At 41.6% G+C, this 16,260-nt stretch carries 16 protein-coding genes; 9 read left to right on the top strand and 7 right to left on the bottom strand.

The window, feature by feature from the left end; genetic code table 11:
• Positions 1-107 precede the first annotated feature (107 nt).
• From DSM03_RS02175 to DSM03_RS02155, 5 genes are all read left to right on the top strand, one after another.
• Positions 108-599, top strand: a complete 492-nt coding sequence (locus DSM03_RS02175; RefSeq protein ID WP_236638861.1) for an RNA polymerase sigma factor — start codon at positions 108-110, stop codon at positions 597-599.
• A gap of 4 nt (positions 600-603) precedes the next feature.
• Positions 604-1,212, top strand: coding sequence for a hypothetical protein (locus DSM03_RS02170; protein ID WP_128761730.1), 609 nt, complete (start codon positions 604-606; stop codon positions 1,210-1,212).
• A gap of 133 nt (positions 1,213-1,345) precedes the next feature.
• On the top strand, positions 1,346-2,701 hold the full coding sequence (locus DSM03_RS02165; RefSeq protein WP_128761729.1) for a dihydrolipoyl dehydrogenase family protein: 1,356 nt from the start codon (positions 1,346-1,348) through the stop codon (positions 2,699-2,701).
• Positions 2,702-2,832: 131 nt separating this feature from the next.
• Complete coding sequence (parS, locus tag DSM03_RS02160) at positions 2,833-3,252, top strand: type II RES/Xre toxin-antitoxin system antitoxin (RefSeq protein WP_161567090.1); 420 nt, start codon at positions 2,833-2,835, stop codon at positions 3,250-3,252.
• Positions 3,252-3,710, top strand: coding sequence for an RES family NAD+ phosphorylase (locus DSM03_RS02155; protein ID WP_128761727.1), 459 nt, complete (start codon positions 3,252-3,254; stop codon positions 3,708-3,710). The genes parS and DSM03_RS02155 overlap by 1 nt, the downstream gene beginning before the upstream one ends.
• Here DSM03_RS02155 and DSM03_RS02150 read toward each other — a convergent pair.
• The 7 genes from DSM03_RS02150 to DSM03_RS02120 all read right to left on the bottom strand — a co-directional run bounded on the left by DSM03_RS02150 (position 3,700) and on the right by DSM03_RS02120 (position 11,604).
• A complete protein-coding gene (locus DSM03_RS02150; RefSeq protein ID WP_128761726.1) occupies positions 3,700-4,497 on the bottom strand; it encodes a tryptophan-rich sensory protein in 798 nt (265 codons plus the stop codon). The two genes, DSM03_RS02155 and DSM03_RS02150, sit on opposite strands and share 11 nt — an antisense overlap.
• Positions 4,498-4,542: 45 nt before the next feature.
• Positions 4,543-5,178, bottom strand: coding sequence for a ligase-associated DNA damage response endonuclease PdeM (gene pdeM / locus DSM03_RS02145; RefSeq protein WP_128761725.1), 636 nt, complete (start codon positions 5,176-5,178; stop codon positions 4,543-4,545).
• Positions 5,179-5,290: 112 nt separating this feature from the next.
• Complete coding sequence (locus DSM03_RS02140) at positions 5,291-5,698, bottom strand: VOC family protein (protein WP_128761724.1); 408 nt, start codon at positions 5,696-5,698, stop codon at positions 5,291-5,293.
• 110 nt (positions 5,699-5,808) lie between these two features.
• Positions 5,809-8,277: a ligase-associated DNA damage response DEXH box helicase gene (locus tag DSM03_RS02135; RefSeq protein ID WP_128761723.1), complete on the bottom strand. Its 2,469-nt coding sequence runs from the start codon at positions 8,275-8,277 to the stop codon at positions 5,809-5,811.
• A 124-nt stretch (positions 8,278-8,401) separates the two neighbouring features.
• Positions 8,402-8,764, bottom strand: a complete 363-nt coding sequence (locus DSM03_RS02130) for an endonuclease domain-containing protein (RefSeq protein WP_128761722.1) — start codon at positions 8,762-8,764, stop codon at positions 8,402-8,404.
• A 121-nt stretch (positions 8,765-8,885) separates the two neighbouring features.
• Entirely contained in the window at positions 8,886-10,526 is a 1,641-nt protein-coding gene (locus DSM03_RS02125) for an ATP-dependent DNA ligase (RefSeq protein ID WP_128761721.1), read from the bottom strand.
• 55 nt (positions 10,527-10,581) lie between these two features.
• A complete protein-coding gene (locus tag DSM03_RS02120; RefSeq protein ID WP_128761720.1) occupies positions 10,582-11,604 on the bottom strand; it encodes a ligase-associated DNA damage response exonuclease in 1,023 nt (340 codons plus the stop codon).
• A 396-nt stretch (positions 11,605-12,000) separates the two neighbouring features.
• Between DSM03_RS02120 and DSM03_RS02115 the strand changes: the two genes are divergently transcribed.
• The 4 genes from DSM03_RS02115 to DSM03_RS02100 all read left to right on the top strand — a co-directional run bounded on the left by DSM03_RS02115 (position 12,001) and on the right by DSM03_RS02100 (position 16,250).
• Positions 12,001-12,426: a tellurite resistance TerB family protein gene (locus tag DSM03_RS02115; protein ID WP_128761719.1), complete on the top strand. Its 426-nt coding sequence runs from the start codon at positions 12,001-12,003 to the stop codon at positions 12,424-12,426.
• Positions 12,427-12,539: 113 nt separating this feature from the next.
• Positions 12,540-13,028 carry a GNAT family N-acetyltransferase gene (locus DSM03_RS02110; RefSeq protein ID WP_128761718.1) on the top strand — a complete coding sequence of 163 codons (489 nt, stop codon included), beginning with the start codon at positions 12,540-12,542 and terminating at the stop codon, positions 13,026-13,028.
• Positions 13,029-13,037: 9 nt separating this feature from the next.
• Complete coding sequence (locus DSM03_RS02105; RefSeq protein ID WP_128761717.1) at positions 13,038-14,291, top strand: aspartate kinase; 1,254 nt, start codon at positions 13,038-13,040, stop codon at positions 14,289-14,291.
• Positions 14,292-14,423: 132 nt separating this feature from the next.
• Positions 14,424-16,250 (top strand): GNAT family N-acyltransferase, encoded by a 1,827-nt coding sequence (locus DSM03_RS02100; protein WP_128761716.1) that lies wholly within the window; start codon positions 14,424-14,426, stop codon positions 16,248-16,250.
• Positions 16,251-16,260 lie beyond the last annotated feature (10 nt).

Genomic DNA, 16,260 nt, shown 5'->3' with positions numbered 1-16,260 from the left:
TAGTATTTTTAGTAACATATCTTACTTCTTTCAGAAAAAAATTCTCAAATCTGTGATTTATTTAAAAATGCTGCGAATAATAAGGTATATCAACACAACTAGAAAGTTTGAGTAAGCAAACCACATTTATTAACATCATTCAGAAGTACAAGGGCATTTTATATAAAGTGATCACGATGTATTGTAAGGATGAAGATGATAAAAAAGATCTGGAGCAGGAAATTCTAATACAAATCTGGAAATCTCTCGATACGTATGACGATACCTATGCGATGACGACCTGGTTGTACCGGATCTCAATGAATGTTGCGATTTCTCACTATCGTAAAACATTTAAACACAAAGGTAAACTGGTAAGTCTGGACGCAGGTCTGCTAGATTATACAACGGCTTCTGAGGCTAGCGAAAGAAGCTATGAGCAAGATGTTTTACAAAAACTGCTTAATGAGTTGAATGAATTTGATAGAGCCCTCATGTTCTTATATCTCGAGGACAAAGATTATGAGGTGATCGCTCAGATTTTGGGTATCACAAAAACAAATGTGTCCACTAAAATAAGTCGCATTAAACAAAAATGGAAACAAGAACTTAATACATAAGATTATGAATGTAGATGAACTGAAAAATATATGGAAAAATGATATGAACAGCCTTGAAAAGCGTGTTCAGATCAACGAAGAAAAATTGAAGAATGTAGAGTTTAATAAAGCGCAGAGCAGTTTTGATAAATTCTTGAAGATCTCCATTGCCGGGAAAAATATGGCTTTGGTTTATGCAGCTCTTTCAGTAGTAATGATGGTCGTTTTGAGAGAATCACCGCTGTATCTCGGTTTGCTATTTGTAGCATCAGCGTTAATGGTGTTTTCATATTTTCAGCACAGTACGTTGAAGAAAATAGACTATGGTAAGCTTAGTATTTTAGACTTGCAAAAGGCAATTTCTAAGTTTAGAATCCATACGGCAAAAACAGCAATTTATGATATAAGTATTGTTGCGATCTGGGTCGTTTTTACAGGACTTAGTTTTGTGAAATGGAAGAAAGGATGGGATGTTTTTGAAAATTCCGACCAATTGTTAGAAAACGGAATTTTATTTGGAGTTCTACTGCTATTACTTGTCTTGGGAAGCAAATATATTTATGCTGATTATGATAAAAAACTGAAAGAAAACGAAAATGACCTGGAGCGGTTAAATGCGTACGGGAACGACTAAAAATTGAATAATATGTTTTCAAAAGAGCCTGATTGATCATTGGGCTCTTTTTTTGTTTATAATAAGGGGATTTTACAATTTCACTAACACAAAGAAGCGTGACACTCCGCTATCTTTATAAAAATTGAGTTTTATGGGAATTGAACATTATGATCTGTTTATCATTGGCACTGGTAATGCGGGTAAACATGTGGCTTACGATGCTGTTGATGCAGGTATGTCTGTGGCTATTGCAGACAATAGAGAATACGGCGGAACCTGCGCCAATCGCGGCTGTGATCCCAAAAAAGTTTTGGTAGGTATTACCGAAGTTTTAGAGCGTAGTATTGATATGCAGGGCAAAGGGGTTTGTGATTTACCCAGAATAGACTGGTCAGATCTAATGGCATTTAAAAAAACATTTACCGAAGCGGTTCCTTTTACCACAGAGCGAAAACTGGAAGATCTGGGAATTAAGCTCTACCATCAATCTCCAAAATTTTTAGACGAAAAAACACTTTCCGTAGAAGGAAAGACGGTGACTGCAGATAAAATTGTGATTGCAACCGGAAACATTCCACTAGAGCTGAAAATCCCCGGACGGGAACACGTACTCATTAGTGATGACTTTCTGGAACTTGAAGCCTTACCTGAAAGTATGATCTTTGTAGGTTCGGGCTACATTGGGATGGAGTTTGCCCATATCGCAGCCCGATGTGGCGTAGACGTAACCCTAGTGGATGTAAACGACCGAATCCTTTCAAATTTTGACGAAGGTTTAGCTCACTATCTTCAGGAAAATTCAGAACAACTGGGGATCAAATTTATTTTTAATGCCCGCGCCACGGCAGTCGAAAAATTACGCAAGAATTACCGGGTTACCCTTGATGTTGACGGCGAGGAAAAAGAGATTAAAGCCGAAATGGTTTTTAATACTGCGGGTCGGGTCCCGGCTATTGCTGATCTGGATTTAGAAAAAGGAAATGTCGCTTTCTCAAACCGCGGAATCACCATTAATGAATATACCCAAAGTACGACAAACCCAAATGTGTATGCCTGCGGGGACGTTGCTGCCAGTGGAGAATTACCGCTTACCCCCGTTGCGCATCAGGAAGCGCGTATTACCGCAAAGAATATCATTAAGGGCGAAAACTATATGAAACTCGATGTACCGCCTACGCCTTCGGTGGTATTTACTCAACCGCAGTTGGCGATGGTCGGGATGAACGAAAAGCAGGCGCGTGATGCCGGTTATGATTTTGTGGTCAAAGAGCAAAACGTACCCGACTGGTACAATTCCAAACGCATGAACCAAAACTGCTATGCGTTTAAAACTATTGTAGATAAAGAGACCGGTTATGTATTAGGCGCACACCTCCTTAGCTGGGATGCCGCCGAAACCATCAACATGTTTGTTATGGCGATGTGCGGTAAGCTTGATGTTAACACCCTAAAGGGAATTGTATTTACCTACCCGAGCTGGGCGAGTGACATTAAGTCTATGATTTAGATTTTTTTGATTAATACATGAAACTGTATTGGACCTTTAAGTTTTGATTTTCAATAAAATAGAATTGATCATTTGTACTTAATTGTATTTAAATATTTTTTATATTGCAAATGCAATTAAGTATTAGTGTTATGAAGTCCTATAAAGCTATTGAAGAATCATTAAAAACTGCAACAGTAAATGAGGCGGCTGTGGCGTATTGGCGGCAAGAGACCTTACCGTATCAAAAAGCCAAACGAGTGTTAGATTTTTTAGAGTTTAATCAGGAAGAAAGCGCTCATTTTTTAGACGTAAATCCATCTACAATTTCCCGTTGGAAATCGGGTAATGGCACCTTAAGCAAGTTGAGTTCAAAAATGGTGTATGATGTGAATGAGGTCATTAAAAAGGGCATCGCCGTTTTTGGGGATGAGCAAAACTTTTTAAATTGGTTAGAAGCTCCTAACTACGCTTTAGGTAATGTTACTCCTAAAGAAATGATACAGGATCCTAATGGTCTTAATTATGTAGATGAGGCGCTTGATGCGTTAGCTTGGGGAGCAGTTGTATAATGCGGGTTTATAGAATCTATATAGATCGGGAAGGCTATTCTGCCTTGGGATATGGCCCTGCCGGTGCAAGATGGAATAAAGCCTATACCCCGGTGATTTACGCTGCCAGTGCTGTTTCCTTGGCTATGCTTGAACACCTTTCCATTCGTGGGGCCGCGGTTTCTGATTTTAAGTGGAAAATTGCAGTATTGGAAGTTGATGCAGAACCGCAACAGATAGATTTGAAAAGACTGCCTAGAGACTGGGATCGAAGACCATATCCAGGAAGTACTCAGGAATTGGGAACCCGGTGGGCATTACAGAAACAATCTCTAGCTTTTGCAGTACCTTCAGCCCGAATTCCTTTAAATTATTTTGAACAAGAATATAATGTGCTTATCAACCCATTTCACACGGACTTTATCCAACGAATCAAAGTACTTTTCGAAGAAGAAATTCCTTTTACTATCAATTATTAAAACGCTGTTTTAATTTTTCCATAGGATTGGTAGCTCGATTGCGATAACCGTGTAAACCTGCAGCGACGGTCAAAACCACGGCTCCGGCAAGCGCATAATAAGCAATGGCAGCAATTTCACCATTGTGTCTGATAAAAATTGCAAAGAGCGCCCAGGCACCTACCAGTGCAAATTCGCGCATATTGCGCAGGTTGATCATCAGATTGTTGAGGTACACCGCGATTGTAATCATCACCATTGTAATCACGATTTGTGTAAGCTGTGAAAATTCAACCCCAACACTGACTAAAAAAGCTGAAATATTAGCGATCGTCGCCACAGCGATCCAACCACTATAAAAACAAATAGGCCACCAGACAAAAGCGATGATTTCAATGGGCGCATCCCAACGTTCCATATTGGTTTTGATGACAATTTTTAATAGCGAAACCAGTATTCCCAGCATGATCAGGACCGAAAGCCAAATATAATCGTAGGTAAATGCGACAACCCAGGCAGCATTGAGCACATTTGCAATAGCAAACCAATATCCGGTTTGCTCGATATGCGGAGTCTCTTTTTTACTGAAAAATGCCCGTCTGATGCCGAAAAGCGCGTAGCCCACCAAACCCAGAAAGATGAGTCCCCAAATTGAAAACGCATACCCCGCAGGTGTAAACAGATTGTCGTAGCGGGCACTCATTTCACCAATTGTAGTATCATTCCAGCGTTGCACTTGTGAAAGTCCGTTAACGGCTAAAACCAGAATAACAGAAAGCAAATTGAGTACTGCGAGTTTCTTTTTCATAATGCGTTTTTTAAAGTCCTCCCTTTGGGGGGATTCAGAAGGGGCTCAACACACCTGTATCACCTCATTTTTAGTCACGGCAAAAACCTGATCGCCCGATTTGGGTTCCAGATAATAGTTTCCCGTAAAGGTACCAAAAGCGGGTAATATCAACTGATTTTCAGTCTTAAAGAAACACGAAAGTTTCAATACCTGACGCCCCAGTCCGCCCAAGCGTATTCCGGGATGAATGTGCCCGCAAAAGTTGAATACCCCTTCGCGCTCCTCAGGATGGTGGGTGAGCAAAAATCCTTCAGTTATGATTTCTGAATAAATGGCAATGCCCAGCTTCTCATATTTCAACGGATTGATAATGTCGTGATTTCCGGCTACTAAAATGATTTTTTCCGTGCGGGAGTTGACCCAATCTTCAAAAAGTTTCCATTCGGTATTGAGACTGCTGTGGAATAAATCACCTAAAAAGCAAATGCTGCTTGCTTCAAAAGAATTTGCAATGCGGGTAAGTTGGTTGAAATTTTCAGCGATCGCTTTAAATGGAACTGCGCTACCGTGTTTCCTAAAGTGTGAAACCTTCCCCAGATGCACATCAGCAATAAGTAAAGTCGATTTTTCGACCCAAAAAATCCCACCCGAAGGGTATAGGACAAAATTTTGATCTAAAATAGAGAGCGACTGATTCATAGCCCTGCAAATTTCAGTCATTTCGCCGGGTTCGTCAACCCTACAACAAAAAAAGTACCGAAGCATTTACTTCGGTACTTTTTTATTCTTTTTCAATAGCAATGGGTGTTTGCTAGTTCAGGTCAGCATTTAGCATCCAGTTTACACCATACTTATCGCGTACACGGGCATAAAATGCATTCCAGCTGGTCTCTTGCGGGTCTGCCAGACTTTGGCCTTCGGCAGATAGTTTATTAAATAAGTCGGTAACTTCTTCTTTACTATCCAGATCCACTCCCAATTGCACGGTATTTCCCTGTTGTACCGGTGTGTCAGGTGACGCATCATACGCCATCAAATGAATTCCCTTTCCTTTCAATTCTGCGTGTTGCAGTTTATTGCGATAGCTTCCGGGAATATCAATTTCTTTCCCTTCGTAAGTTTCTTTATTAATGATATCACCACCAAAGCAGTCCTGATAAAAATTCAATGCTTCCTGGCATTCTCCTCTAAATGTTAAATATGGTTTTACAGTTGTCATAACTTTTGATTTTTTAGTTATTCTAAAGATACGACCTGAAGCCGCTATTTATGGGCTATTGGCTGTTATATTGTTCTTAAGCAAAGGCTAAATTGTGTTAATTGGAAGGGTTATATCTTATCCAGATAGCGCAGCATATTTTTGATGCGGTCTTCCAGTTTTTCACTACTTAATTTTTCCCGAAGTCGATCGGTAATGATGGGGAAGGAGAAGGGCGTAGCTTTCTCGCAATTTTTGACGATAATTTCCTGTTTTTCGATGCGTTCCAGAGCGATGCGCAAACGACCTTCTTCGAGTTGGTGTTCAAAAGTCTCCCGATAAGCCTGTTGAAAAAGTAAGTTTTCCGGCTCGTAATCTCGAAAAACTTCAAACAGCAATTGCGAGTTGCTTTGCAGGTGTTTGTTTTTGACGATTTTTCCGGGGAAACCGGTGAAAACCATACCACTGATTACGGCGATATCCCGGAATTTCCGTCGGGCCATTTCAGTACTGTTGAGACTTCGTTGCAGGTCTTCAAACAAATAGGCCGAAGTGAATAAGTCGTTATCCAGCACCTGCTGCATATCAATTTTTTGGTCGGAAAGAATTTCGAATCCGTAATCGTTAAAAGCAATGCTGAAGGTTATGGGCGAAAGTAAACTGATGCGATAAGCGAGCAAACTGCCCAGCGCTTCGTGAACAAAACGTCCTTCAAATGGGTAAAAAATATGATGATAACCTTCCCGGCTTTTAAAGGTTTCAATCAAAAACTGATCGTTGTTGGGAACGATAGATTCCAGGCGCTGCCGGTCAAAAATATCTTTTAAAGCCTGAAGCTCGCGGGTCTGTTGATCCAAAGGCAAGTTCGCCGAATACAATTCTTCACGCAGCAACTCACTCATTTGTGCCGAAAGCGTCAGTCTGCCGCCCATCCAACTCACAACGCGGGCCTGCTTTTTGGTTTTTGCCTTTTTGACTAAAACCTGCATACCTTTGATGCGGTAGAGCTCCAGATTTTTTCCGGCAAAGGTAAACACATCACCGGGCGAAAGCTTGGAGATAAACCATTCTTCAACCGTACCGATGTAGCCACCTTTTAAATATTTAACCTGAAGCGCCGCGTCGCCAACAATGGTACCGATCTGAAGCCTATGCCGCATCGCGACCGCTTTGCTGTGAACCTTAAACTTCCCGTCTTCTTCAATCTCTATTTTTTTATACTCGTCGTAGGCTTGTAATGACTGACTTCCTTTGGTTATAAAATTGAGAATCCACCGCCATTGGTCTTCGGTCATTGCCTGAAAACAAAAAGTTTGCTTTACCTCTTTCCAGATTTCAGCCGGATAAAAACCGTCTGCTACGGCCAGCGTTGTCAAGTACTGGATCAACACATCAAAACTCAGTAAATAGGGAATTCGATCTTCAACCACCTGATTAATGGCTGCTTTTCCCAGCGCTGAAGCTTCAATGAGTTCGATGGCGTGCGTGGGTAAAAAGTAAATGACACTTTCTTTACCGGGCTGGTGACCGCTACGCCCGGCTCGTTGTAAAAAGCGGGCAACACCTTTGGGGCCACCAATTTGAATGATGCTTTCCACCGGAGCAAAATCAACCCCAAGATCAAGACTTGAGGTGCAAATCACCGCTTTCAGGCTTTCATTATGGATCGCTTGCTCTACCCAAAGTCGGGTTTCTTTGTTGATGCTGCCATGGTGCATCGCCATCTCTCCGGCGAATTCCGGATGCTTGTACATCATCTTTTGAAACCAGAGTTCGCACTGTGCGCGAGTATTGGTAAACAGCAGGGTGGTTTTGCTGTTATTGATGATAGGCACGACTTCTTCCAGTAAGTGCAAGCCCATATGACCCCGCCACGGGAATTTTTCCATTGTTTCGGGGATAATGCTTTCTACCTTGTAGGTTTTTCCCAGATTGGCCTTGACTAAAATCGAATTTTTAAAAGCTTGAGAATCGGGTCCCAATAACACCTCCCGCGCCTGATCCAGATTGCCAATAGTCGCCGAAATTCCCCAGATGCGTAATTTTGGAGCAATGGCTTTAAGCCTTGAAAGTCCGAGTTCGGTTTGCACACCTCGTTTACTGCCCAGCAATTCGTGCCATTCGTCAATGACAATAGCGGTACAGTCTTTAAAAACCTTCTCATAGCCTTTGGAGGTTAACAGCAACTGTAAACTTTCGGGCGTTGTGATGAGCAGATCGGGCATTTTACGTTTTTGCTTAGCGCGTTCCGCCTGAGGCGTGTCTCCTGTGCGTATGCCAACCGTTAGTTGGGTTTCCAAACCATCTGCAAAGCGCTGTGCTGCCTGCGCGATTTCCACCGAAAGTGCGCGTAAAGGTGTGATCCAGATTGCTTTGAGTCCGGCTTTATGTTTGGTTTTGTAACCGGGATTATTTTTGATGTAATCAAGTACGAATGCCACCCAAAGGGCATAGGTTTTTCCACTGCCAGTAGGTGCGTTTAGTAAGCCGTTTTTACCATCCAAAAATGCCTCCCAGGTCTCTTCCTGAAATGCAAAAGGTTTCCATCCCTGATCTTTAAACCAGGATTTGGCGAGGGTATGGAGTTGTTTTTGGGTCATAAGCGAGATAAACCCTTCCGTCTTTGCCTGCGGCAAATCCACCTTCCCTTAAAAAAGGAAGGAGCCCAAAGCTCCCCTCCTGTTGAGGAGGGGTGTCCCGATTTTATCGGGAAGGGGTGGTTCATTATTTTTTAAAATTATCCTCAATTTCTTTTAATACACTTGGTAAAAAGTCAAACACCATCTTATTTTCAAAGCGGATGACTGTAAACCCGAGTTCTTCCAGCTTTTCAGTTCTGTATGCATCGTATTCTGCAACATCAGGATTCAGGTGGTATTGACCATCCAATTCGATAATCAATTTTTCCCGAGGACAATAGAAGTCAACGATGAAATACATAATGCTGTGTTGTCTTCTAAATTTCCGACCAGCCAGTTGCGAGCGCTGCAGATGTTTCCAAAGAAAAGCTTCTGCCGGGGTTAAATGAGATCGCAAATACTTTCTTCTGGACTCCAGAGCCTTGATGTTGTGTATTTGTTTTTTCATAATCACTCGCGTATTAAAACCACCCCGATTTTAGCATAGCTAAAATTTCCCCCTCCTTTTTTAAGGAGGGGAGCCTTCTGGTATTTTGAATTCAGTTCAATTTACAAATAGTACTATTATTTTAATTTGCCTTCTTTTCTTGAGAGTCCTTCGTACTGCTTTTTGCAGCGCTCGGAATCAATTGCTTCAAATCCTCCAGGGTATTTGCCTCCTCAATTTTTTTGTCTTTTCGCCAGCGTAGCATTCTTGGGAATCGGGTTGCAACACCGCTTTTGTGGCGTTTGGAAAGGGCGATGCCTTCAAAAGCAATTTCAAACACATGATGCGGAGTGACACTACGTACAGGGCCAAAACGCTCCAGGGTGTTCTTTTTAATCCACGCATCCAGGCTGCGAAATTCTTTATCAGTCAATCCCGAGTAGGCTTTGGCAAAAGTGACGAGTTCTTCCTTTTCTTCATCCCAAAGCCCAAAAGTATAATCGGTAAACAGATTGCTGCGGCGGCCGTGACCGCGCATCGCATAGGTGAGTACGGCGTCTATGGTGAGCGGATCTACTTTCCATTTCCACCAGTCGCCTTTTTTTCGACCTACGAGATAAGGCGAATCCTTGCGTTTGAGCATTAATCCTTCAGACATGACTTCGCGGCTGCGTTCGCGCTCTTTAGCCGCTTCCTCCCAGTTTGAAAATTCAATAGTTTCTGAGAGGTGTAACGGCAATTCTTCAGATTGAACTTTAGCATATAGGGTTTCTAAAATTTTCCGCCGTTCAGCGAAAGCCAAATCGCGAATGTCTTTGCCTTCCCACTCTAAAATGTCGTAGGCTTTGAGGATTACGGGTGTTTTTTTGAGTTGGGCTTTGGTGATATTTTTTCTGCCAATACGGGTTTGCAAATCATTAAACGTGCCGATGGCTCCATTCTTAAACGGAAGTATTTCCCCGTCTAAAACGGTTCCGTCAGGCAAGGCTTCTACGAATGCCTCAAATTCCGGGTATTTATCGGTTACCAGTTCTTCACCACGACTCCAGACAAAGAGTTCGTCTTCGCGAATAATCACCTGCGAGCGGATGCCATCCCACTTATGCTCGGCAAACCATTCGTTGACATCGCCCAGATCTTCAGGTGTATCTTCAATGGCATAGGCGAGATAAAACGGATAGGGTTTGCTGAGGTAGTCTGCGGCGTTTTCTTCTAAAATTAATTCCTGAAACGTAATGGTTTTAGGATCCCAGTTTCCCATCAATTTATAGGCCAGCACATCGATATCAATATCGGTTGCTTTGGCCAGGGCCCGGGTCATCAGTTTCTGACTCACGCCAATGCGGAAACTTCCCGTAATGAGTTTGCTAAACACAAAGCGCTCGTAATAATTGAGTGCGGTCCAGTTTTCGTGTAAATAATCCCGTTTTTCCTCATCGGTTTTCTTTTTGAGCGCAATAATTTCTTCCAAAAACTGCGTCAGACTTTTTTCGGAAGATTCTTCGGAAGCCGGAATGATCAGGGCAATCGTCTCTGCCAGATCGCCTACAATATGATAGCTTTCTTCAAACAACCACAACGGAATCTGAGCGAGTTCAGTCGCCCATGTACGTAGCAAGGTGGTATTGACAGGTCGTGGTGGACGGCGGTGCGAGAGAATAGCGATCGTCCAGACCTTGTCTTTGGGTGGCGCTTCGCGAAAATACTGCGTAAGCGCATCAACCTTGACATTGGTCTTATTGGTGCTGTCTATTTTCCGGATTAGTTCTGCAAATGCTTTCATGTCCCCTCGCTGTCCTTCAGACCTCTCTCCCAGAGGGAGAGAATCCCTGTGTTTTTTAATTGTCTTCTGCTTCGTCTTTTTTGTTTTCTTCCCCGAGTTCTCCTTCGTATTGGGTAGCCTCGGTGCGGGCGTCGTAACCCTGCTCGAGTAAAAAGCGGGTAAAAATATCGGTGTAGCCGTGGGTGCTGATGATTTTTTCGGCACCGGTTGCTTTGATGCTTTCTAAAAGTCCCTGCCAATCGCAGTGATCGCTCAGTACAAATCCTTTATCAATAGCCCTTCTGCGGCGTGCTCCACGAAAGGTCATCCATCCGCTGGCTGAAGCAGTCACATATGGAACCATTTTACGGATCCAGGTGCTGCCGTGTGCACTGGGTGGGGCGACTACAATATTTCCTTTGAGTTCTTCTTTTTTGGTTTCGCGGGTTACCCGGGTTGTTTCAGGCATTGCGGTAAGTGGCCTGATGACTTCGGTCATGTTTTCAATGGCGCCGTGGGTGTAAATTTTGCCGATATCAGTATCCAGATAGCGCAACAAGCGCTGGGCTTTACCTAGTGAATAGCCAAAAATAACCGAGGTTTTCCCTTCGGCTTTATTTTCTGCCCACCAGTTGTTGATGTCTGTAAAGACTTCGCTTTGCGGCCGCCAGGTAAATGCCGGAAGACCAAAAGTGCATTCGGTGATAAAGGTGTGGCATTTTACGGGTTCGTAAGGGACCGCGATGCCGTCGTCTTCGGTTTTATAATCTCCGGTAAATACCCAGACTTCGCCTTTGTGTTCTGCGCGAATCTGCGAACTGCCAATAATATGCCCCGCAGGATGCAAACTGAATTTGACGTTATTGATGACAAAAGTTTCGCCCCAGTCTTTACCCGTTACGTTAATTTCGCCCAGACGGTGCTGAATGATAGGAACATTCGTGTGATGCGTGATATACGACTTGTGTCCCCATCGGCTGTGATCTGCGTGACCGTGTGAAATGATTGCTTTGTCCACCGGTTTCCAGGGGTCGAGATAAACGCCTGCGGCAGCACAATAAATGCCTTTGTCGTTAAATTGTAAGAGTGGTTCTGCGATGATTATAGCCTTTTTGTTTAAAGTTACAAAGGGTGCTAGAATGAAGTTGAATGATTAAGAAAACATTAGCTTCGGTACGATTTATTGTCTTGGTCAAAAAATCACTCAGATGCCGTTAGGACAATGGGAGAGTAGGCAGTCTCAGTAAGCAGTAAAAAGTAAAAAAATTATATTAAAACGATTTCACGATTCCCCTGCAAACTGCGACTGAAGACTTAAGGCTGTCCACTGCCTGCTGAAAACCTGGGATAGGGATAGGAGCAAGCTACCGTGTAGCGCGGATAGCCCGATGCTATTGAGGCTTTTTTAAGCCGAAATTGCAATCCCCCAAATAATTACTTTTATTTGTTTTAAAGCGAGCATAATAATTATCTTTGACGACTTAAAAATTAAACCATGTCTTTTACAGATTTATTTGATAGCGGCGAGCACAGACGTAACCTTGGTCACTTTGCGGCAATTGCTAATATGGCAACCGTAGACGGAGAATTAAATGCCGAAGAAACAAAGCTGCTTAAGCGATTTGCAATTAAACTTGATATTGACGAGTCTGAGTATGTTGATATCGTTGAGAATGCTAAAAAATATCCTATTAATCCGCCTAACACTTCAGAAAAACGTCTGGAGCGTTTGCACGACCTGTTTAAAATGATTTTTGTAGATCATACTATAGATGATCATGAGCGTTTTTTAATAGAGAAATATGCAATAGGCCTCGGTTTTAGTGCAGAACGCGCTAAGCATCTAATAGAGCGTTCTATAGATATTTTTCAAGGAGGTGTAGATTTTGAAGATTACTTATATCTTTTAGATAAAAAATAAAAACAGACACTTGTTTTTAAAAGCCCATCACTGCTAAGTGATGGGCTTTTTGTTTTAGACTATGAATATTTACAGTCTTAAAGCTGTATATTTAACAGAGATATTTTTTTGATATGGATGCAACAATTCGCAAGGCTGAGGCAAATGACATGGCTCAGGTTTTACGTTTAATTAAAGAACTGGCTATTTATGAGAAAGAGCCAGATGCTGTTGAGGTTACTGTAGATGATCTTATAGCTTACGGCACGGGTAACAATTCTGATTTCACCTGTTTTGTGGCAGAGCAAGACGGTGATATTTTAGGAATTGCACTGGTTTATTATAGGTTTTCTACGTGGAAAGGGCGCACAGTACATCTTGAGGATCTTATTGTGCGTGAGCAATATCGCGGAAAAGGTATAGGGATGGCGTTGTACACAGAAGTTATAAAATACACCTATGAATTAGGCTTAAAGCGGATAGAATGGGTTGTATTGGACTGGAATACTTCTGCGGTTGATTTCTATAAAGCTTCTGGTGCCAATGTGATGCAAGAATGGGATACGGTGCAAATGGATGTAGCAGCGATGAAGCAATTTCTATCTGAAAAAGGTCTGGCGTAAAAAGAACTCATGGGTTTTGAAGTTTATAAATTTGGTGGAGCTTCTGTGCAAAACGCAACAGGTGTAAAAAATCTTGTTGAAGTCTTACGGAAAACTGAAATTGGGGATCTGGTCATTGTGATTTCGGCGATGGGTAAAATGACTAACGCATTAGAGGATGTTGTCGCTGGTTATTTTGAAGCGACACTAAAATCTGATACGTTAGAGCTTGTTGAAGCTTTTCACCACAATATCGCACTAGAACTTTTTGAAAACCCTTCAGCTCCAGTATTTAAAGAGATACAAACTTTACTCAATGAACTCAAAGGGTTTTTACAACGCAATAAATCTCCAGATTATGATTTTGTATATGATCAGGTTGTTTGTTATGGGGAGTTGTTGAGTACGACCATTGTAAACGCCTACTTAGAGCAGGAAGGTTACAGGAGTACGTGGCATGACATACGCGAATACTTAAAAACCGATACCAGTTATCGCGAAGGAAAAGTGAACTGGGAAGTGACGATGCGTAACCTAAGTCGGAAATTGCCACGAAAAGGAATACAGCTTACTCAAGGTTTTATCGCTTCTGACGCTAACGGATTTTCAACCACTTTAGGTAGAGAAGGCAGTGACTATACAGCAGCGATTATTGCATATTGTTTAAATGCAGAACGCGTAACAATCTGGAAAGATGTTCCGGGAGTATTGAGTGCAGATCCACGGTATTTTGAAGATGCTGTTTTGCTGAATTTTATATCGTATCAGGAAGCTATTGAGTTGGCTTTTTATGGAGCATCGGTTATTCATCCTAAGACATTACAACCCTTACAGCGCAAGGAGATTCCGTTATTTGTAAAGTCATTTTTAAATCCTGAAAACTCCGGAACACAAGTGAGTATTGGGCAGTTGATAGAGCCACACGTGCCATGTTATATTAGAAAAACCAATCAGGTGTTAATAGCTTTATCTTCACTTGATTTTTCTTTTATGGCAGAAGAAAACATTGGAGAGATTTTTAAGCTTCTTGGTCAGTATAAAATGAAAGTAGATCTTATTCAGAATTCTGCGATTAGTTTTTCGGTATGTGTAGATAATAAATATAAGAATCTTGAGGCGTTGGTGGTTAAGCTGCGTGCAGATTTTAAAGTAACCGTGCATCAGGATGTTTCCTTATATACACTAAGGCATGCAACAGATAAAGCGCTCGTTCAACTTGAAAAAAATAAAGAAGTGCTGTTAAAGCAAGTCATGCAAAATACCGTTCAACTGGTAACACTATAAGTTGCTTGGTGTGTTTTTTCTATATTTGCCTCCTACTTATCGGGTAGGTATAGGATAAACCCACCTTCAGAATTTAATCGTAAAAATTATATCATCTTTGTATTGAACAAAGATTTTGAACACTAATAATTCATGGGATTAGTTACCGCAAAAGAAGTTGCAAAAGCAATTAACGTAGACAAATTTGGTTTTGCAGGCACCTTTATGGGGTGGACCCTTATGAAAGTACTCAAGATCTCAAAAGCTAATGAGATCTACGATCGCAATAAACACCTGAGTGATCTGGAGTTTTTAAATGCGATTTTAGCTGAATTTGAGATTGATTTTGACATCCCAGAAGAAGACCTGAAACGATTGCCTAAAAAGGGCAGTTATATCACGATAAGCAATCATCCGCTAGGCGGGATAGATGGTATTTTGCTCCTTAAATTAATGATTGAGCAGCGTCCCGATTTTAAAATAATTGCTAATTTTTTACTGCATCGTATCAAGCCGCTTATGCCCTATGTGATGCCGGTTAATCCGTTTGAAGAACATAAAGATGCCAAATCTAGCGTTGCAGGTTTTAAACAGGCAATAACACATATTAGAAACGGTCATCCTTTAGGGATTTTTCCTGCGGGTGAAGTTTCGACTTATAAAGACGATAAATTAATTATTGATAAACCATGGGAGGAGGCTGCTATGAAATTGGTGAAGCGCGCTGAAGTACCTGTGGTTCCTATTTATTTTCACGCAAAAAACAGCCGTTTATTTTACCAGCTTTCACGTATTAGCGATACACTTCGTACAGCAAAATTACCTTCAGAATTACTCACTCAGAAAAAACGTACCATTCATGTGCGTATAGGAAATCCTATAAGTGTAAATTCACAGAAAGAGCATGAAAGTCTGAATGATTTTACAGATTTCTTACGTCGTAAGACGTATATGCTGGCTAAGCCTTTTGAGAAAAAATCGTCAATTCTCAGTACGATTCCACAATCGTTAAAAGTGCCAAAAGAGCCTAAAAAGATCGTAAAAGAGGTTAAAGCAGAACTTATAGAAACAGAAGTAGATTATCTGCGGGACAATGAGCGTCGCTTGTTGCAAAGCAAAAATTATGAGGTCTTTCTAGCCTCTGCCGAAATTATACCGAATATCCTAAATGAGATAGGACGTCTACGTGAGATCACCTTTAGAGAAGTAGGTGAGGGTACCAATGAACCTACAGATTTAGATTCTTATGATCATCATTATCACCATCTGTTTCTATGGGATGAGGATAATAAGAAAATTGCCGGAGCTTACCGTATGGGATTGGGTTCTCAGATCATGCCTGAGCATGGCATCAATGGTTTTTACCTGCAAAGCTTGTTTCGATTTGAGCCCGAACTGCACAAAATGATGGGGGAGAGTATTGAGATGGGACGTGCCTTTGTTATTAAAGAATATCAGCAAAAACCGATGCCGTTATTTTTATTATGGCGCGGTATTGTACACACCACCTTGCGCTTCCCGGAGCATAAGTATTTAATAGGTGGAGTGAGTATTAGTAACCAATTCTCTAACTTCTCCAAGTCGCTGATGATTGAGTTTATGCGCTCGCATTACTACGATCCTTATGTGGCGCAATACATCAGACCGAAAAAAGAATTTAAAGTAAAGCTGAAAGATGCTGACAAAGAGTTTGTTTTTGATGAGACTGAAGCAGACCTGAATAAATTTGATCGCATCATCGAAGAGATGGAAACCGGAAACTTGCGGTTACCCGTTTTGATTAAAAAATACATCAAGCAGAATGCAAAAGTGGTTGCTTTTAATGTAGATCCGTTATTTAATGACGCGATTGACGGCTTGATGTACATTAGAATAGAAGATTTGCCAGAAAGTACGGTAAAGCCGGTTATGGAAGAATTTCAAGCAGAGCTTGAGCAAAGGCTGGAGCAGTCTAGAAAAGATGAAGAGCAATTAGATTAACCAATTGCTC

The sequence above is a fragment of the Leeuwenhoekiella aestuarii genome (genome assembly GCF_004104055.1).
GTDB classification, from domain to species: domain Bacteria; phylum Bacteroidota; class Bacteroidia; order Flavobacteriales; family Flavobacteriaceae; genus Leeuwenhoekiella; species Leeuwenhoekiella aestuarii.
The sequence above is the reverse complement of the archived record's forward strand: the minus strand, read 5'-3'. Positions and strand labels throughout refer to the sequence as shown.